We start from the raw sequence: 16,693 nt of genomic DNA, 5'->3' as shown, positions 1-16,693 counted from the left end.
AATAGTACGTCCGACCGATCAATCATGTCCACTACATTAACTTTCGATGAAAGTGCGGCTGAATTCATCATCGAATCATTCGGAAAAACAACCGATGGTGAGGGATACATAGTTGACCCTCAGCGCAATGAGCGCGAAACAACTCCAGAAGGAAACGAGATTCATATTGATGATTTTGCTGGGGTTGAAAAGGGATCCCAGCTATTCCTTGACGATGATTTCACTACACTGGTAGAACACGTGAAGCGTCGTCGTCAGGACTAATATGGTTCTTGAGGCTTTAGAAAAAATCTTAGATATCAATTTTCGACCCAACATTGATATCCGTAATGTTAGTCTAATTAATTATGAAAGCCGAGACAAGCTTCAAAAAGAAGGCGACTCGTTAAAAATAAACATTAGCGAATTATCAGAAAAAGAGCGGAGAGAATTGCTCAATGTCCCTCCTGAGCAATTCGAGATTCAAGGACGGGTCCTTGATGAAAAAGAGGAGTCAGACGCCAACGCGATCGAACAAGGGTATGATGAGTCTGCTGATGAGATCATAGACTATTTTGATGGGATTTTGTCCGAAAATTACCTCTCTATCGTAGATGCGTCTTTATATTTGAGGGCTCTCATTAACCAGAAGGATATAGATAGAGACGAGATTCATGAGAGAAAAAAGGATATTGCAAAAAAATACGGAACTGATGCATTCTATCTATCGTCACTAGTTACGGCTGGTTATTTTGATCCAGATGGCGGTGTGAGAGACATTTATGTCGGAATGGAACTCAATGACCAGTACGACCGATATAAATTTCAAGAACGTCTTGAGGAATTAGTTGGCAAAAAATTACTGTGTATCTTTGTTGAGAATGATGACACTATTCACGATGTTACACAGGAAACCATCCAGAGGCTTGCGCTATACCAGCGTAAAGAGCCGGTAAACGAATGGTTAGATATGAGGGGCATTGGTGATCAATGTGAAGAAATCATTGATGGGGCTCTGACAAACCTAGAAGAAGAGTATATTGGTATTGACTACGATCAATGGAGCGACGGAGATAACCTCTATGTCCGGATACATCCCCATTCACTACCTGATATCACATCATAAACTGGCTACTGCAACTCTATAAGCCGTCGCACCAGAATCCTCCATTACCGTTCAAATCCGCAGATGCATTGCCACACCCAGATTCATATCTTATTATTTCCTTGGTATATTTCTTCTATGAATTCACGGTCAGTGAATGCCCTCTCAAATTTGTTTAGAACCTCAAATGCGTCATTCATCTTCTTTGGAACATCATCTCGATGCCAACCAATCTGCATAAACGTGCCATGTGCGACATCGTTCCTCAGACCCTTGAAATTGCTAATTCGACCCTGTGTCTGATTTGAAAGTATTTCGCAATTGACTAGCAACCTCTCCCTATGCGACTGGCTCATTCCAGAATAAAAATACTCGAAGGCGCGTTCAGAGAAGGAATCTTTGACAACGAAAGCAAGAATTAGGTGTGCTGTGAGGTCTTCAATAGCTGCGTGGGTGGAAATAATGAGCGGTATAATATCTTCCTCCACAGACCGTATGTTCTCCCGGTCATCCCAATTTTCGTAAATTTCCTGCCACTCTTCTTCAAGATGCCCGATTTTCAATCGCAATCTATCTAAGTTCTCTGCGGACTCACAATATGGATCCATATTTTGAATTAAGATTGTCTGAATTAAAATCTATTCCGGTGGTTACTTGGCTTCAGTTCAGTATCGACAACGCCCGAGAACCCGGCATTCTGGTGCAATCTGGCCAAATCTGGGCCCTGTTACCCCCCGAGTTGACCGAAAAAACTAGATGTTTTGCAATAGAACTGGGGAACGAGTGCATGAGGCTGAAGGACTACGACAACGACGACGGGAAACGGGTGTGGCTGTCGGACGACGAACTAACGAGATTCATCGAGCAGGCTGAGACACCACACCAGCGGCTTGCCTTCCTGCTCGCCGGTCGGGTCGGACTCCGGCGCTCGGAAATCATCGAGGTATGTCCGCAAGACCTCGTCGACGGACCGACTGGCGATCACATCCGAGTCTGGGAGAGCTACGCGAAGCGGGACAAGTACCGAGAGCCGCCAGTCCCGCAGGAAGTCGTTACCATCGCGGAGACGCTGGCGTACCAGCAGGACGACGACGAGCCGCTGCTGGACGTGGCTGGGTCAACTGTGTACCGCTGGGTCCGGCGTGCAGCTGACGAACTGGAGGAAGAAACCGGCGACAGGGGTTGGCAGTACCTCGACGTTCACGATCTCCGCCGGACTTGGGGCACGTACCTACTGGAACAGGGTGTGATCCCGTCGGTCGTGATGTCCTTCGGAGGTTGGGAGGACTGGGACACGTTCAGGAAGCACTACCTCGGTGAGTTCAGCCCGGAGGCGATTCGACGAGAGCGCGGGAAGGTCGACTTCCTCGAGGGCGGCGACGAGAGCGCGGAGGTGGTACATCCAGGTACGATGCCGCCGGCCTCTCACCATACAGCGGACTAATTCTCTCAGTCACCGAAACAGATACCAACCTCTTGTACACAACGTATACATATGAGCACTATCCGAGTCACCGACGAAGTGAAAGAACGACTGCGTGACCTGAAGCGAGACGACGAAAGCTTCAACGACCTTCTGGACCGACTCAGTCGAAGCGAGAAAGACGTAGAAGCAATAGCCGAGTCAATTCCCTCTGTCGACGAGAAAGAGATCGAGCAAATGGACGAAGCCCGCGAACGGCTGAATGAATCGCTGGAGGACCGCCGGTAGATGATTGTTCTCGACAGAGATATTCTGGTTAAGCTTCGAAATTCCGAGGCAGCGGTGGTTGAGCATTTGAAGCAGTACCGTACCGACGAATGGACAATCCCCTCTCACGTCGCGTGGGAGTCGTTTCAGCGCTACGACAGTCGGAGCGATATGCTTCAAGAGCAACAGCATCTCCGGTCAAGTCTTGACCGGATACTCCCGTTCACGTCGGACACCGCACTCGAAGCCGCCTATCTCGATGAGAAACTACAGTCCCAAGGCGTGACTCTTGACTCCGCGGACCTCCTGAATCTGGCTACCGCACACACTGAGGGTGGCACCTTCATTACCCACAACAAGAATGATTTCGACAAGGAGCCCCTTCTGGAACTTACCGACGTGGATGTTGTGCATACCGCCTAATCTTGCTGAGGCTTCATTTACTGGACGTTATGATAGTCTGTGACTGGAGCGGCTGGGACGGTCTACAGACGTTCCTCGACCACTACCGCGGGACGCATACGCCCGAGGCGCAACTGCGAGAGCGCGGGAAGGTCGACTTTCTCGGGGGCGGCGACGAGGGCACAGAGGTGGTTCATCCCGGTACAATGGGGATTACAGAAGCTCGAAGTACCTGTAGATAAACTCTACTGGTTGGGAGCACACAATATCTTATTTTTACTTTATTAGATTAATTGACAATGGTATGATTCCGTAGATACCAATAAATAATGAGAATGCGACCAATAATGCGCTTTCCGTCCAAATATCGCTCATGAATAATGCCATACCGAATAGATACAGACCAGTTGACCCGGATAGCGATTTCATTGGATTATCAAGTGTCCAAGCGAAGACCGTCGTAGCCTGTCTCCGAAACAGACGGTATAATAATTCACGAAGAAGGTTGATAAATCTAAAAATGAATCCTGCACTCCCCTCCAAGACAGCATATATGTGTCCAGCTGCGTACATATAGGGAGTTAGTGATAGGATTATTATAGCAAGTAGAGATATTCGCAGCCATACTGGGAAGTCAGCATCCAAGATATCCCTCAGCAGGTAGGCTAGCGAGCCAAATGATACTAAGAGTGATAGGGAAAGAACGCCCCTAACGAATGCTTCAATTGAACCCATTCCGGGATAGCCGTATAAGAGTTGCTCCTGTGCAGTCTGTTCCTCTGGGACGGATTCTAATTCTTTAGCCGTTTCCTCACTGCTCAGGTATGTAACTAAACGAGTCAATTTTGGAGCCGGTTTTTTTGCAAGCCCCTTTCTGTAGAGTAATAACGCTGGCAACGTATTAGCTCTCCATCTGCAGTAGTGGTACGAGGAAATAACAGAAATTATCGCAACTATGGCAAACGAGAAAGCTATAATCAATCCACTAAGTTCCGGTGGAGCAATATTCTCTTTCGATAATGCGGATGAGGTGCCGACAAAAGGTAAGTTACCCTGCTCAATTAAAGAGATAATACTTAAAGAGATTGGCACTATGAACAGCTGTATACTTAATATCTTTAGAGAGTCGTTCGCCAGCGATTCAAATATCTGAATTTTATGGTTTAGAAGTGTTTGGAACTCATCGTGATCATCAATTCCCCTTTCAATACCCGCTAACTGACTGAGTTCCTCGTTATCTTCGGTCATTGGTCAAAACGAGTTATCCGTTTAATACCCGCTCCACGGTCGGTTTTGGCCGATGCCTTGCGTCGATCTGCCCTCTAAGATACTGTATCCCATCAGTCGTTAGTTCGTACATATCGCTTGTGATGGGCGCGACGAAACCGGTGTACTGTAGCATCAGACACCGCTCCCGAATATGTCCCTCTGAGGCGCTGAAACCCTTTGTTTTGGCCATAATTGATGGGGTAGCCCAGCCCTCGCGGTCAAGATGTTCAAGAATCCGTTCGTCCAACTGCTTCATCCAGAATGCCGACTTTCGCCTGCTCATGTTTTAGACCTGCTCGTGATTTTCTCCGGATTTGGACTCTCCCTCAAATACCGACTCAACTTCGTCGGGGGAGTCCTCTGAGGTATCAATTTCACCGTCTAAGTATCGTTCTCCACGTTCCGTGATGACGTAGACACCATTCCCAAGGTCATCAAGCAGTCCATGATCTGAGAGCTTCTTACATCGAGTACTGATATACTGCTTAGAGTAGCGGACGTATCCACTCTCTTGCATTTCGGTTGGACGACCAGATCCTTCTTCTCGGATATATTCGAGAATCCGGTCATCAGCTAGTACCATCCAGCCGCCCGAATAGCGCATGAATCAATCATTGATGCCATAGTCCATAATAGGGCGGATTGTCTGTATCTAATTCAACTGGCCCCTAATATTGCTGCCGTAAACTATATCTGACAAGGGCAACGATTGATTCATGCAATGCCACATGCAAATGTGACCGTGGGCATGGAGCCGTCGATGCTCGCGGACATCGAAGAGGAAAGGAAACGACACGGAATGAGTCGGGCCGAGTATATTCGCCATCTCATTCGCCAGGCGCACGACTCTCCGTTTGATGTTCCAGAAACCGAACTGTGTACAGACGAAAACCGACGAACTGAAGAGTCGAAAACGGGGGCCGCGTAAACTATGTCCAGTAGCTCTGAGGCCCCAGTTTCTGATGACGATTCGAGCGACCAAGAGAGTGGCGACAGCGACACGGAGGACGGCCCATGAGCCTTGCCGACAACCCGGACCCGGAGAACCTTACCAACGCCGACAAGCCTGCCGTCGTTGACGTGGACGGGTCTGGGAACGTGTATGTCGTTTCGGCGAAGGTCCGCGAAAACGGCTGGCTGTGGCTCAAGCAGTGGGACGGGCAGACGTTCAAACTGCCCCCTCACCGCGTGAACGCTGTCCAGAGAATCCGGAAGGAGCGGTACGGCGAAGCCGGCAGCAGCGGGATGAAGCCCCAGCGCATCGAGGACGAGGATTGGCGGCGGCGAGCACGGGAGATGACTTCCGGAACCACCGACGTCGACGGGGCCGACGAGGCCGTGGTCGCTGATGACTGAGAGGCCGTCACTCTCTCCGCGAGAGGCGAGAGATCGCTATCTTGCCCACCGCCAGACGGACGCGGCCGACGCCTCTATCAAATCGTTTCGGTATCGGCTGAAGCACTTTGTCGAGTGGGCAGAAGAGCGCGATATCACCGCCATGCGCGAGCTGACTGGCTGGAAGCTCGATGAGTACGAGACCTTCCGTCGCGGCTCGGATGTCTCGCCGGCCACGTTGAACGGCGAGATGCAGACTCTCAAGAACTGGTTGGAGTATCTGGCACGCATCGACGTGGTTGATGAGGACTTACCCGAAAAAGTCCACGTCCCTACGATACCCGATGGAGAAGAGTCCAACGACGAGATGCTGGAACCGGAGGCAGCCAAGAAACTGCTTCGAGCTATGCGGTCAGATCCTACACACTACGGGACAGTAAAGCACGCTCTGCTCGAACTTCTCTGGTTTACGGGATGCCGGGTAGGTGCAGCCCGTAGCCTTGATCTACGGGACTACCACAGCGGCGAGCGGTTCGTGACTTTCCACCATCGAGAAGGGACGCCGTTGAAGAACGATAGCGATGGTGAGCGGGCGGTTGGGCTACCGGAGGCAGTCTGTGAGGTGCTGGATTACTACATTGAGCATCACCGGGAGAGTAGCCACGACGATCATGGCCGCAAGCCGTTGTTCACCACGACTCAGGGCCGCGCGAGTGAGAACACTGCACGGGTGTGGACGTATCTCGCTACTCAGCCGTGCCTGCATGGCCCGTGTCCCCACGGGAAGGAGCGAGAGACTTGTTCGTATCTCCACATTCACAGCGCGAGTAAGTGTCCGTCGTCGCTCTCTCCCCACCGGATTCGGACGGGGAGCATCACCTGGCAGCGTGACTGTGGCTTACCGGCCGAGGTGGTTTCAGAACGGGTGAACGCCACTCTCGAAGTCATCGAAAAGCACTACGACCAGGCAACGAAGCGCCAGCGGTTGGAGGAGCGCCGCCGCCCCTACATCAACAACTTAGAACTCGACTTAGAGGCCGATTCATGATGAATCCACCATCACCAAAAGAGCTATTAAGCGGTTCAGTGCGGTACAGTGCGCCAATTTTCCTACGTGGGCATTCTCGGCGGTCCCACTTTTCACGAAGCGAAACGAGCGACGGAGTCGTTCAAACAGGCAATCAATGAAAGCTGCCACGCGTCACTTCCAGGTGAAGTACGTCAGCACGCCGATACCAATCGTTTCGAGCATCTGGAGCACCATCATCACCTGAACGGCAATCGCGGGCATCGCCGGTGCGGTGAAGTAGAAGTACAGGGCAACGGCGTTTTCGGCCAGCAGGAACGACGCGAACACGATAGAGCCAAGCGTCAGCGGGGCACGGATTTCCCGGTACGTCTGCACCCAGATGCTGATGAGGACGCCCAGCAACAGGATGTTGACTGCGGCGGCGATACGAGCCCCGTTCAATACAAGACTCATGGTGCGGGCTCCTGTCGTTGGTCAGTGGCCAACTGTCGGCGATGTGGTGTCGTGCTCATGTCAATCGTCCACCTGTGTGAGGATTTGTTCGACCGTGTCCCAGTGGGTTCTCGCGCGCTCACTGGGGAGATAGATAACGCCGTAGTCGGCATCGCTGCTGGTGATGACGCCGTTGTCTTCGAGGACATCGAGATGGTATCGGACTGTGTTGTACGCGAGGTCAAGGTCATCAGCGAGCTGGTTGGCGTTTCGCGGCTGGTCGGCCAGCGCGCGAAGCACGCGGGCACGGTTGGGTCCTCCGCGGGTACCTGCAAGCGTTTGCCAGAGGACCGTCTCCATTCTGGTTCCATTTCCGGACGGGGTGGCAAGAATCCACCGACATGGGGCACGACCGGCCGCGCACGGCCGGAGATTGCGCCCCACGGCTGAGTGGGCGGCAGCCAGGGTGGAAAACACCACCGTTTGGCCCGGGTCTGAGAACCGTCGCCGCACCCAGCGCGAGAAACCTGTTGTCCATGTTGCAAACGTCCGGGAATGTTCGATAAAACAGTTTCGGGGAATTCGAGCAAACGGCGGGTTCGAGCTCTCTAGCCGGATTTGAGAGAGAATTGAGAGAGAGTCTCGCCCGAGTCACGAAATGTACTATTTAACTGACAATCCCAGCAGATGATGGATGTCATCAGACACGACCCGACGACGGATCTTGCTCGGTATCGGAACCGGTGTGACAGTCGGCATCGCTGGCTGTAGCGGCGGCGGTAACGGCGGTGCCGAAGAGCCAGACACCGAGACGGACAGCGGCATGGACACGCCGATGGAGACCGAAACAGACACTCAGACCGAAGCGGAAACCGATCCGGGGACTGCGGCGGTCCGAGTGGCGCACATGTCGCCGAACGCCCCGAACGTGGACGTCTATCTTGAGGGCGATGCAGTCCTCGAAGACGTTCCCTTCGGTGCGGTGAGTCAGTACCTCGACGTGCCCGCGGGAGAGCGGTCGGTCGAGATAACCGCCGCTGGTGATCCGGACACGTCGGTGTTTTCGGGGCCTGTTGCGGTGGAAGCAGACACAGCGTACACCATCGCCGCAGTCGGTGAAATCGGCGATGACGCCGACCAGGCGTTCGAACCGCTGGTCCTGGAAGACGACAACAGCGACCCCGGCGGCGACACCGCACGCGTCCGCCTGGTCCACGCTTCGCCCGACGCGCCGGCCGTCGACGTGACCCTCGCGTCGAACGGAGATGCGCTGTACGACGGCGTCGAGTACGGCGGCTCCGGCTACGTTGAAGTGCCTTCAGGGGACTATACGCTCCAAGTACGTGGTGACACGGAGAGCAACGACGGCGACGTCGCCGCGGAGTTCGACGTGAGCCTGTCCGGTGGCGAGGTGTACACGGCCTTCGCAGCAGGCTATCTCACGCCGGACGACGACCCGGCGGACGCGCCCTTCGACCTGCTCGTGACACAGGACACTGGCGGCAGCGCTACGGAAACTGAAACAGAGTCTGAGCCAGCGAATGTCCGGGTGGCACACATGTCGCCGAACGCCCCGAACGTTGACGTGTACGTCGACGGGTCGGCCGTGCTCGAAGACGTGCCCTTCGGCGCTGTCAGTGACTATCTGGAGGTCCCCGCTGGCGCGCGAACGGTCGAAATCACTGCTGCCGGCGACCCGGACACGTCGGTGTTCGAGGGTGACGTGACCGTTGAGGGCGGACAGGCGTACACCGTCGCAGCGGCCGGCGAAATCGGCGACGATACCGGTGACTCCTTCCAGCCACTCGTGCTCGCCGACAATCTCACCGCACCCAGCAATGGGACAGCCCGCCTCCGACTGGTTCACCTCTCGCCCGATGCCCCACAAGTCGACGTGACAGTCGGATCGAGCGGCGACGTGCTGTTCGATGCTGCCGACTTCCGGGAATTCGACAGCGTCGAGGTGCCAGCGGGTGAGTATACGATACAGGTCCGCGGAGCGACACCTGACAACGACGGGGACGTTGTCGCGGAGTACGACCTTAGCCTGGCTGGCGAAACCGGGTACACCGCCTTTGCGGCGGGCTATCTCACGCCGGACGACGAACCGGCAGACACACCCTTTGATCTGATTGTCGCACAGGACACCGGCGGAATGTAGCGGCCCGCGGGACGCCGTGGGCTCCCCGCAGGTATCGACGCAGTCGACCGTGTCGGAACGAGACCGATTTCCTCTACACTTTTGTGACGCCACTAGCAAGCGGGGGTATGGGAAAGGCAAACGACGTAGACTACGCTGACCTGCACGACCCGAACGCAGAGTACACCATGCGGGAGCTCTCTGCGGAGACAATGGGTGTCACCGCCAAGCGCGGCGGCGGTCGCGACGTGGAGATCACCGACGTTCAGACGACGATGGTCGACGGGAACTTCCCGTGGACGCTCGTCCGAATCTACACCGACGCAGGCATCGTCGGCACGGGCGAGGCCTACTGGGGCGCTGGCGTCCCGGAACTCATCGAGCGGATGAAGCCGTTTGTCGTCGGCGAGAACCCGCTGGACATCGACCGCCTGTACGAGCACCTCATCCAGAAGATGAGCGGCGAGGGGAGCGTCGAGGGTGTCACCGTGACGGCCATCGCTGGCATCGAGGTCGCGCTACACGACCTTGCGGGCAAGATCCTCGAAGTACCGGCATACCAGTTGCTCGGTGGGAAGTACCGCGACGAGATGCGCGTGTATTGTGACTGTCACACCGAAGAAGAGGCTGACCCCGAGGCCTGCGCCGAGGAGGCCCGTCGCGTCGTCGACGAACTGGGTTACGACGCACTCAAGTTCGACCTCGACGTGCCAAGCGGCCTGGAGAAAGACCGCGCGAACCGACACCTCCGCCCGGGTGAAATCCGGCACAAGGCCGAGATCGTCGAGAAGGTCACCGAGGAGGTCAAAGACGAGGCTGACGTGGCCTTCGACTGTCACTGGACGTTCTCGGGCAGCTCCGGGAAGCGCCTCGCGGAGGCCATCGAGGAGTACGACGTCTGGTGGCTCGAAGACCCCGTTCCGCCGGAGAACATCGAGGTGCAGGAGGAAGTCACCAAGTCCACGACCACGCCGATCACCGTGGGCGAGAATCGCTACCGCGTCACCGAGGAGCGACGGCTTATCGAGAACCAGGCTGTCGATATGATCGCGCCGGATATGCCGAAAGTCGGTGGAATGCGCGAGACGCGCAAGGTTGCCGACGTGGCGAACCAGTACTACATCCCAGTCGCGATGCACAACGTCTCCTCGCCGATCGCGACGATGGCGAGCGCACACGTCGGGGCTGCAGTCCCGAACTCACTGGCCGTCGAGTACCACTCCTACGAACTTGGTTGGTGGGATGACCTGGTCGAGGAGACCGTCATCGAGAACGGTTACATCGAGATTCCGGAGGAGCCGGGTCTCGGGCTGACGCTCGACCTCGACGCTGTCGAAGAGCACGTTGTCGAGGGCGACACCGTCTTCGACGAGGCGTAAGGTTCGACCCCCATCGTTGGTGTTGACTGGGGCGGCACCGGGTGACGTGGTGGTCACCCGATAGTACTCACGACGGCACAGTTACGCCGTCTCGAACTCGACGCCGGTGATCTCGAAGCGAGCACCGCCGGCGTCGCTTTCTGTGACCGTTATCGACCAGCCGTGGGTATCGACGATCTCATCGACGATTCTGAGGCCAAAACCGGGACCCGACGCCAGCGAGTAGCCACCCTCAAACACAGTGTCGCGCTCGCCGGCCGGAATCCCAACGCCGTCGTCCGCGACGTAGAAGCCGTCGTCCAGTTCGCCAACAGTAAGCGTCAGGTCAGCGGCTGGTCTCTGCGACTGTGAGAGAGAGGTCGTCGCACGCTGTTCGCCGGCGTCGTCTTGTCTCTCGGTGTGTGGCGTCTGTCCGTGTTCCACGCTGTTGCGGATCAGGTTCCCGAAGAGTTGCCGGAGCCGGCTTGGGTCCGCCCGCACCACGGTCGAGGTCTGTAGTTCCAGTGTCGTGTCGCCGGTCTCGACAGTTTGCCAGCACTGCTCGACGACTGTCTGGAGCGGCACCGGCTCGCTGTCGAGCGCTGTCTCGCCGTTCTGGGCCAGCGTCAGGAGGTCATCGATGAGCTGTCCGATACGGCCGTGGGCTCGCTTGACCGCGTCGAGGTGGTCGCTATCGTGCTCAATCTGTGCGAGTTCTAGCTGGCCCCGGGCAACGTCCAGCGGGTTCCGGAGGTCGTGACTGACGACGCTGGCAAACTCTCCGAGGCGCTTGTTTTGCTGTTCAAGCGCCTGTTGGCGGCTTTCGCGGGCGGAGATATCCCGTCCGATACCGACCACGCCGAGCGGCGAGCCGTCAGCAGCTGTTATCCGGCCCCCGGTGAATTCGTACGGCACTGTCGTGCCATCGGCGGTTAGCAGATCGGCCTCGAACGACGTTTCACCGGTCGAAAAAGCCGTCTCGATGCCCTGTCGAACGGTTTCACGATCTGATGGGGCGAAGAGTGCTGTCAGCGACATCGGCCCGAGATCAGCGTCTGTATATCCGGTGGCTGCCGCCAGTGCATCGTTCCAGCGAGCCAGCTCGCCGTTCTCATCGAGTTCATAGAACAGATCCGGCACTGCATCGACCGGTGCGTCAGGGCGGTCTATTTCTGCAATATGTTCGGACTCGCATCGCTTCCGTTCGGTGATGTCACGCGAGGCACCGACGATTCTGGCGACCGTGCCATCTTCAACAATGGGCTGTGCCTTGGCTCGCACCCAGCGCTGTTCGCCATCCGGTCTGGTGATTTGGAATTCGAGTTCGACGGATTCTCCGGCTGAGACGCGCTGCATCGACTGGATGACTCTATCCTGATCCGTGGGATGAATCGCTGTCATGAACTCATCGGGGCTGGTCTGCAACGACTCGACGGAGCGGCCGTAGAGCGTTTCGTATGCCGAATTGACGAACTGTATCTCGGTCCAGTCCCCGGAGAACACCCACAGCAGTTCGCTCGACTGTTCTGCCAGTTCTGTGAGTTGCTGTCTAGTCCGACTCGCGAGTTCTGTCGACCGGTGATGTTCGACGAGTAACCGAATCCGATTGGCGAGAAGGTCGCGACGGGCAACAGCTGTATCTCTTCTGAAAACGTCGGTAACCCCGTTCGAGATTGCGTCGCTGGCGACGGATTCCGGCTCGGTCAGTAGCAACACCGGGACATTACTGTCCCGCTCGCGGACTATCTCAGCGAATTCACGGCCGGACCGGTCCGGGAGGTTGTCGGCGGCAACGATGCCATCGATAGCGGTGCCTTCGAGACGGTCGAGCGCACTGTCTGCCCGGTCGGTCGTCGTCAGCGTCAGCGAGTCCGGGCCCCGACTATCCGGGAACTCGACAGTCTCGTCGAGTAGCGGCCTGTCGTCTACCTGCAACACGTGCATCGAATTCGCAGCCGCATATGTGTCAGACATATTGTGTAAATAGAAATTCATCATCCCTCTTGAAGCTACGCCTGCAGTGATACATTACGCACCGAAGCGGTCTGAAACTGCACCCCGATCAATCTTGTCTGGGCCGCTGGTCGGCATCGCCTCGACGAACGCGATATCGTGGGGGTGTTTGTACCGTGCCAGGCGGTCGTCGAGGAACGTTCGGAGGTCGTCAAGCGTCAGCGGTCGATCGCTAGCCCCGTCGGTCACAGCAGTGGATGCGGGCTCGATGACAGCCTTTCCGACCTGCCCCCATCTGTCGTCGGGGACCGGAATCACGACGACTTCACCGACCATGGGATGGTCGGCGATAGCGTCCTCGACCTCCGGGGGAAAGACGTTCTCGCCGCCGCTGACGAACATGTGCTTGGTGCGGCCCTCGATGTAGTAGTAGCCGTCCGCGTCGACGCGGGCGAGGTCGCCGGTCGACACCCAGCCGTCGCCAAATGTCTCGGCGGTCGCGTCCGGATTGTCGAGGTAGCCCGCCGCGGCGTGGGGCGAGCGCAACTGGAGTTCGCCAACGGTGCCGGGGTCGACCGGGTCCCGTGAACCGGCAGGGCTGCCTTCGTCGTCGCTATCTTCGGGTTCGACGACTCTGGCGTCGACGTGTAGCACCGGCTTACCGACGGAATCAGCCTTCTCGTGGGGCCAGTCCTCGGGCATCGCGAAGTTGTTCGGCCCGCACTCGGTGAGGCCGTACCCCTGTGAGAGGTCGACGCCCCGGTCCCACCACGTCTCCATCACGCTTTTGCGACAGGGGCCGCCGCCGGATTTGGCGAAGCGGAGCGACGAGAGGTCCGTCTCCGCCCAGCGGTCGTGGTTCGCCATCATCCGCAGGATTGCCGGGACGGCGACAAGGACGGTCCCGCCCTCCGAGTCGATGATCTCCAGTACGTCGCTAGGGTCAAACGCACGGGCGATGACCACTGTCCCGCCCATGTGCCACAGGGGGACGGTGAGAACGTTCCAGCCACCGGTGTGAAACATCGGAAACACCATCGGCGTCACGTCGTCCTCGCGCAGTCCCCAGGCCGTAATCGTATTCAGAGAGTTCCAGACGATGCCGCGGTGGGTTAGTTCCGTCTCCTTTGGCGTTCCAGTCGACCCACCGGTGTGCAGGAGGAGATGTGTGTCGCTGGGGGCCGGCGTTGCTGTCTCGACGGGTGTGTCGTCCTCGGGGAGGGCCGAAGCGTAGGGCGTGCTGTCGAGCGTGGCAGCCGAGGACGCGCTGTCGGCGGCGGTTCCGAGATGGATAAGCTGGGGAGCCGCCGTATCGGCTGTCTCCAGAGCAGTCGAGACAGTCTCGGCGGAGGAAGCCTCGACAACGAGGAGTTCCGGGTCCACGCGGTCGAGGAGTTCGGCGAGTTCCGGGGGCGCAAGCCGGTGGGACAGCGGAGCCAGTCGGCTCCCGGTCTTGGCGGAGGCGAAGAACAGGTCGACGACAGCTGGGCGGTTCCGCGAGACGACGGCGACAGTACCGGTAGACTCACCACTGTCGCCGACGCCGTACCGCCGAAGCAGGCGAGCGGTCCGGTTCGCTCGCCGGTCCAGTTCGGCGTACGTGAACCGCTCGCCGGTGGTCGCATCCACCAATCCCTCGCGGTCCGGCGTGAGCGCGGCCCGGCGCTCGCTCCAGGCACCGACCCACTTTTGTGGGGTACCGGGGCCGAGTTCAGACATCGTCGATAAACTCCTGTATCTGTGTGTTGACGCGCTCGTACTCCTCGATGAACAGCAGGTGCGGGCCGCCGTGGACGGTGATGAAGTCGGCGTTCGGGAGCCCGCGTGCCAGTAGCTTCCCGTTCTCGTAGGGGACCACCTCGTCGGCGGTCCCGTGGATGACGAGGGCCGGGACTGTGATTTCACCGAGGCGGTCCGACGCGTTGAACGCCTGAACCGCCGCGCCTTGCCAGTCCAGTGCCTGGTCGCTGGCGTCGCTGTCGATGCGCCAGTCGATGATGCGCTCGATGAGGTCCTCGTGGGCTTCCATGAACGAATCTGAGAGCGCCGGCTGCATCTTGTACCGTCGGAGTTCGCGTTCGTCGAGGTCATCAGGGACGGCGAACATCCGCTGCTGTGTCTCCTCAGGGACGGGGACCGCTTCGGGACCACCTGGGGAGGTACACATGAGCGTCAGCGACCTGGCCCGGTCGTACTCCAGGGCGTATTGCTGGGCGATCATCCCGCCCATGCTGGCCCCGACGACGTGGGCCTGCTCGATGCCGGCGTCGTCGAGTACGGCCTCCAGGTCGCTCGCCATCTGGCTCATGGTGTACGGACCTCCGGGTTCGTCCGAATCGCCGGTTCCGCGGTTGTCCCACACGATAGTCTGGTACTCCTCAACGAGCGCTTCCTGTTGCCACAGCCACATCCAGCGGCCGTAGCCGATGCCCTCAACGAAGACGACGGTTTCGGCGTCAGGCGGCCCCTCGCGCTCGTAAGCGAGCGAGACGCCGTCGTTGGTTGCGTAGTGCATACTGACTGGTTCTGGTTGAATATTCTTCAAGTAGTTCGGTTCCGCGTTCATTGCTCTGGCTCTGCGTTCGGGTGGTCGCGCGGCGTATCGTTTCGCCGTCGATACGTCTCTGTCGGGTAGCCGGGCAGTGACCGGCCGCTCCATGCCCAGGTCGTCGTTCTGTCAGGCGGTTCGATTGTCGTTTTTACGGGTTTCATTGGTCGGACTCACCCCAGACCTTCGCCGGCAGCGCCTCTGCGAACGTCCCACCGACACGTGCCCGGAGCGTCCCAAGCAGCCCGTCGGGGACGTAGAGCACGAACAGCACAAACACGATTCCGACGTAGAGGCTCGCGTGGCCGTTCAACAGCAGGTCGATGAGCCCGCCGATGGTCGTCTCGCCGACCAGCGTCGCGTCAAGGGTTTCCTGCCCTAACAGCGCACGGAGATAGGGCAACAGGCCGCCACCCTGCCCGGCCTTCGAGAGGAACTCTCGGACGGTCTCGTCGAATAGATGCCCGTACAGCGAGCCGGCAAGCGTGCCGAAACCGCCGATGATACTCGCAAGCAGGGCGTCGCCAGTCACCAGGAAGTAAAAGGAGTTCTCCGGGCTTGCCGAGCGCTTGAAGCCGGCGAATAAGCCACCGGCAACGGCAGCGAAGAAGCCACTGATGGCGAAGGCCCCGAGCTTGTACAGATACGTGTTGTAGCCGATGGCGACGGCGCGTTCCTCGTTTTCCCGGATGGCGAGCATCACTCGGCCAAAGGGGGAGTGGATGATGCGCTGCATAGCGAAGTAGCAGGCCAGAACGACGAGGCCGATCATGTAGTAGGACACTTCTGTGCCGGACAGCGTCGACCCCAGCAGGGCGACCTCGTCGCCGGTAAGGACGCCGATTGACAGCGAGAGCTGGTCGATGCCGGGAACCCCGATCTGAAAGCCCTCGGCGTGGCTTGGCCCGACCGCCGGACCGTCGCGGGGGTTGGTCGCCACGTAGTCCCAGCCGCGGACGAACACGTAGAACACCTGCGCGAAGCCGAGCGTAATCATCGCGAAGTAGACGCCAGAGAGGCGGAACGAGACGAGGCCGACGAGCATCGCCAGCACGACGGCGATGAGACCGCCGACCAGCAGGGACAGCATGAACGGCGTCCCGGGGCCAAGCAGCGGCAGCTTCCCGTTGGCGATGAGGATGACGGTGTACGCGCCGGTGCCGTAGAACACCGCGTGGCCAAACGAGAGGTAGCCGGTGTAGCCGCTGATGAAGTCAAACGAGATAGCAAAAAGGCCGAAGTACAGCACGCCGACCATCGTCTCCACCGTCGGCAGGAGCATCTGCGTCTCGGCGCTGACCGCCGAGTTCAACAGCGTGTGATACACCGGCGGGTATAGCGCCAGCAGGGCAATGACGAGGATGTGGGCGGTGTGGTCTCGCAGGTATTCGCGGGGCCATCCAGTTTCCACAGTCGTGGCCGGTGGCTCGGACGCCGCCTCGGCGTCAGCCT

At 58.0% G+C, this 16,693-nt stretch carries 21 protein-coding genes; 11 read left to right on the top strand and 10 right to left on the bottom strand.

Translation table 11 applies throughout. The features are described from left to right. Positions 1-24 precede the first annotated feature (24 nt). Both RR_RS06620 and RR_RS06615 read left to right on the top strand, forming a co-directional pair. Entirely contained in the window at positions 25-264 is a 240-nt protein-coding gene (locus tag RR_RS06620; protein ID WP_049938788.1) for a hypothetical protein, read from the top strand. Between the two features lies 1 nt (position 265). After that, the gene (locus RR_RS06615) at positions 266-1,105 is read left to right on the top strand and encodes a hypothetical protein (RefSeq protein ID WP_011223110.1); all 840 of its coding nucleotides are present in this window, start codon (positions 266-268) and stop codon (positions 1,103-1,105) included. 83 nt (positions 1,106-1,188) lie between these two features. Here the strand turns inward: RR_RS06615 and RR_RS06610 are convergent, their stop codons facing one another. Beyond that, positions 1,189-1,692, bottom strand: coding sequence for a hypothetical protein (locus RR_RS06610; RefSeq protein ID WP_011223109.1), 504 nt, complete (start codon positions 1,690-1,692; stop codon positions 1,189-1,191). Positions 1,693-1,871: 179 nt separating this feature from the next. Between RR_RS06610 and RR_RS06605 the strand changes: the two genes are divergently transcribed. Genes RR_RS06605 through RR_RS22670 form a run of 4 tightly spaced genes read left to right on the top strand, consistent with a single transcriptional unit; the run spans position 1,872 to position 3,418 of the window. Further along, a complete protein-coding gene (locus RR_RS06605) occupies positions 1,872-2,528 on the top strand; it encodes a site-specific integrase (RefSeq protein ID WP_049938786.1) in 657 nt (218 codons plus the stop codon). Between the two features lie 51 nt (positions 2,529-2,579). Beyond that, a complete protein-coding gene (locus RR_RS06600) occupies positions 2,580-2,795 on the top strand; it encodes a DUF7557 family protein (protein ID WP_011223107.1) in 216 nt (71 codons plus the stop codon). Further along, a complete protein-coding gene (locus RR_RS06595; protein ID WP_049938785.1) occupies positions 2,796-3,197 on the top strand; it encodes a type II toxin-antitoxin system VapC family toxin in 402 nt (133 codons plus the stop codon). It begins immediately after the preceding gene. A gap of 29 nt (positions 3,198-3,226) precedes the next feature. After that, positions 3,227-3,418, top strand: a complete 192-nt coding sequence (locus RR_RS22670) for a hypothetical protein (protein WP_011223105.1) — start codon at positions 3,227-3,229, stop codon at positions 3,416-3,418. Positions 3,419-3,452: 34 nt separating this feature from the next. On the opposite strand, the gene RR_RS06585 is transcribed toward RR_RS22670, so the two are convergent. Further along, positions 3,453-4,424: a hypothetical protein gene (locus RR_RS06585; protein WP_049938783.1), complete on the bottom strand. Its 972-nt coding sequence runs from the start codon at positions 4,422-4,424 to the stop codon at positions 3,453-3,455. Positions 4,425-4,731: 307 nt separating this feature from the next. Continuing rightward, positions 4,732-5,049, bottom strand: a complete 318-nt coding sequence (locus RR_RS06575) for a PhiH1 repressor (protein WP_011223104.1) — start codon at positions 5,047-5,049, stop codon at positions 4,732-4,734. Positions 5,050-5,166: 117 nt separating this feature from the next. Here RR_RS06575 and RR_RS06570 point away from each other — a divergent pair, with 117 nt between their 5' ends. The 3 genes from RR_RS06570 to RR_RS06560 all read left to right on the top strand — a co-directional run bounded on the left by RR_RS06570 (position 5,167) and on the right by RR_RS06560 (position 6,828). Continuing rightward, a complete protein-coding gene (locus RR_RS06570; protein ID WP_011223103.1) occupies positions 5,167-5,373 on the top strand; it encodes a ribbon-helix-helix protein, CopG family in 207 nt (68 codons plus the stop codon). A gap of 86 nt (positions 5,374-5,459) precedes the next feature. Continuing rightward, entirely contained in the window at positions 5,460-5,801 is a 342-nt protein-coding gene (locus RR_RS06565) for a hypothetical protein (protein ID WP_011223102.1), read from the top strand. Next, on the top strand, positions 5,794-6,828 hold the full coding sequence (locus tag RR_RS06560) for a tyrosine-type recombinase/integrase (RefSeq protein ID WP_008309592.1): 1,035 nt from the start codon (positions 5,794-5,796) through the stop codon (positions 6,826-6,828). Before RR_RS06565 ends, RR_RS06560 begins: the two co-directional genes overlap by 8 nt. Positions 6,829-6,981: 153 nt before the next feature. On the opposite strand, the gene RR_RS06555 is transcribed toward RR_RS06560, so the two are convergent. After that, complete coding sequence (locus RR_RS06555; RefSeq protein WP_011223101.1) at positions 6,982-7,263, bottom strand: hypothetical protein; 282 nt, start codon at positions 7,261-7,263, stop codon at positions 6,982-6,984. A gap of 60 nt (positions 7,264-7,323) precedes the next feature. Next, the gene (locus RR_RS06550) at positions 7,324-7,602 is read right to left on the bottom strand and encodes an ArsR/SmtB family transcription factor (RefSeq protein WP_004516907.1); all 279 of its coding nucleotides are present in this window, start codon (positions 7,600-7,602) and stop codon (positions 7,324-7,326) included. Positions 7,603-7,936: 334 nt separating this feature from the next. Between RR_RS06550 and RR_RS06545 the strand changes: the two genes are divergently transcribed. Beyond that, a complete protein-coding gene (locus tag RR_RS06545) occupies positions 7,937-9,403 on the top strand; it encodes a DUF4397 domain-containing protein (RefSeq protein ID WP_004962032.1) in 1,467 nt (488 codons plus the stop codon). Between the two features lie 107 nt (positions 9,404-9,510). Next, positions 9,511-10,761, top strand: a complete 1,251-nt coding sequence (locus RR_RS06540) for a mandelate racemase/muconate lactonizing enzyme family protein (RefSeq protein ID WP_011223100.1) — start codon at positions 9,511-9,513, stop codon at positions 10,759-10,761. Positions 10,762-10,842: 81 nt separating this feature from the next. On the opposite strand, the gene RR_RS06535 is transcribed toward RR_RS06540, so the two are convergent. From RR_RS06535 to RR_RS06520, 5 genes are read right to left on the bottom strand one after another with little or no spacing between them, the layout of a single operon-like run. After that, positions 10,843-12,714: a hybrid sensor histidine kinase/response regulator gene (locus tag RR_RS06535; RefSeq protein ID WP_049938781.1), complete on the bottom strand. Its 1,872-nt coding sequence runs from the start codon at positions 12,712-12,714 to the stop codon at positions 10,843-10,845. A 54-nt stretch (positions 12,715-12,768) separates the two neighbouring features. Beyond that, positions 12,769-14,412 carry an AMP-binding protein gene (locus RR_RS06530; protein ID WP_011223098.1) on the bottom strand — a complete coding sequence of 548 codons (1,644 nt, stop codon included), beginning with the start codon at positions 14,410-14,412 and terminating at the stop codon, positions 12,769-12,771. Beyond that, complete coding sequence (locus tag RR_RS06525; RefSeq protein WP_011223097.1) at positions 14,405-15,259, bottom strand: alpha/beta fold hydrolase; 855 nt, start codon at positions 15,257-15,259, stop codon at positions 14,405-14,407. Before RR_RS06525 ends, RR_RS06530 begins: the two co-directional genes overlap by 8 nt. Next, on the bottom strand, positions 15,256-15,405 hold the full coding sequence (locus RR_RS22320; RefSeq protein WP_007189867.1) for a hypothetical protein: 150 nt from the start codon (positions 15,403-15,405) through the stop codon (positions 15,256-15,258). Before RR_RS22320 ends, RR_RS06525 begins: the two co-directional genes overlap by 4 nt. Beyond that, on the bottom strand, positions 15,402-16,568 hold the full coding sequence (locus RR_RS06520; RefSeq protein ID WP_079890973.1) for a branched-chain amino acid ABC transporter permease: 1,167 nt from the start codon (positions 16,566-16,568) through the stop codon (positions 15,402-15,404). Before RR_RS06520 ends, RR_RS22320 begins: the two co-directional genes overlap by 4 nt. Between the last annotated feature and the right edge of the window lie 125 nt (positions 16,569-16,693).

This window comes from Haloarcula marismortui ATCC 43049 (genome assembly GCF_000011085.1).
Classification (GTDB): Archaea; Halobacteriota; Halobacteria; order Halobacteriales; family Haloarculaceae; genus Haloarcula; species Haloarcula marismortui.
This window is presented reverse-complemented; position numbering and strand designations above follow the sequence as displayed.

Coding starts and splice junctions, on each gene's coding strand:
- RR_RS06570 (WP_011223103.1), top strand. CDS start 5,167: ATGCCACATGCAAATGTGACCGTGGGCATGGAGCCGTCGATGCTCGCG.
- RR_RS22320 (WP_007189867.1), bottom strand. CDS start 15,405: ATGAAACCCGTAAAAACGACAATCGAACCGCCTGACAGAACGACGACC.
- RR_RS06525 (WP_011223097.1), bottom strand. CDS start 15,259: ATGAACGCGGAACCGAACTACTTGAAGAATATTCAACCAGAACCAGTC.
- RR_RS06595 (WP_049938785.1), top strand. CDS start 2,796: ATGATTGTTCTCGACAGAGATATTCTGGTTAAGCTTCGAAATTCCGAG.
- RR_RS06620 (WP_049938788.1), top strand. CDS start 25: ATGTCCACTACATTAACTTTCGATGAAAGTGCGGCTGAATTCATCATC.
- RR_RS06540 (WP_011223100.1), top strand. CDS start 9,511: ATGGGAAAGGCAAACGACGTAGACTACGCTGACCTGCACGACCCGAAC.
- RR_RS06545 (WP_004962032.1), top strand. CDS start 7,937: ATGTCATCAGACACGACCCGACGACGGATCTTGCTCGGTATCGGAACC.
- RR_RS06550 (WP_004516907.1), bottom strand. CDS start 7,602: ATGGAGACGGTCCTCTGGCAAACGCTTGCAGGTACCCGCGGAGGACCC.
- RR_RS06530 (WP_011223098.1), bottom strand. CDS start 14,412: ATGTCTGAACTCGGCCCCGGTACCCCACAAAAGTGGGTCGGTGCCTGG.
- RR_RS06535 (WP_049938781.1), bottom strand. CDS start 12,714: ATGTCTGACACATATGCGGCTGCGAATTCGATGCACGTGTTGCAGGTA.
- RR_RS06565 (WP_011223102.1), top strand. CDS start 5,460: ATGAGCCTTGCCGACAACCCGGACCCGGAGAACCTTACCAACGCCGAC.
- RR_RS06615 (WP_011223110.1), top strand. CDS start 266: ATGGTTCTTGAGGCTTTAGAAAAAATCTTAGATATCAATTTTCGACCC.
- RR_RS06560 (WP_008309592.1), top strand. CDS start 5,794: ATGACTGAGAGGCCGTCACTCTCTCCGCGAGAGGCGAGAGATCGCTAT.
- RR_RS06575 (WP_011223104.1), bottom strand. CDS start 5,049: ATGCGCTATTCGGGCGGCTGGATGGTACTAGCTGATGACCGGATTCTC.
- RR_RS06555 (WP_011223101.1), bottom strand. CDS start 7,263: ATGAGTCTTGTATTGAACGGGGCTCGTATCGCCGCCGCAGTCAACATC.
- RR_RS22670 (WP_011223105.1), top strand. CDS start 3,227: ATGATAGTCTGTGACTGGAGCGGCTGGGACGGTCTACAGACGTTCCTC.
- RR_RS06585 (WP_049938783.1), bottom strand. CDS start 4,424: ATGACCGAAGATAACGAGGAACTCAGTCAGTTAGCGGGTATTGAAAGG.
- RR_RS06610 (WP_011223109.1), bottom strand. CDS start 1,692: ATGGATCCATATTGTGAGTCCGCAGAGAACTTAGATAGATTGCGATTG.
- RR_RS06605 (WP_049938786.1), top strand. CDS start 1,872: ATGAGGCTGAAGGACTACGACAACGACGACGGGAAACGGGTGTGGCTG.
- RR_RS06600 (WP_011223107.1), top strand. CDS start 2,580: ATGAGCACTATCCGAGTCACCGACGAAGTGAAAGAACGACTGCGTGAC.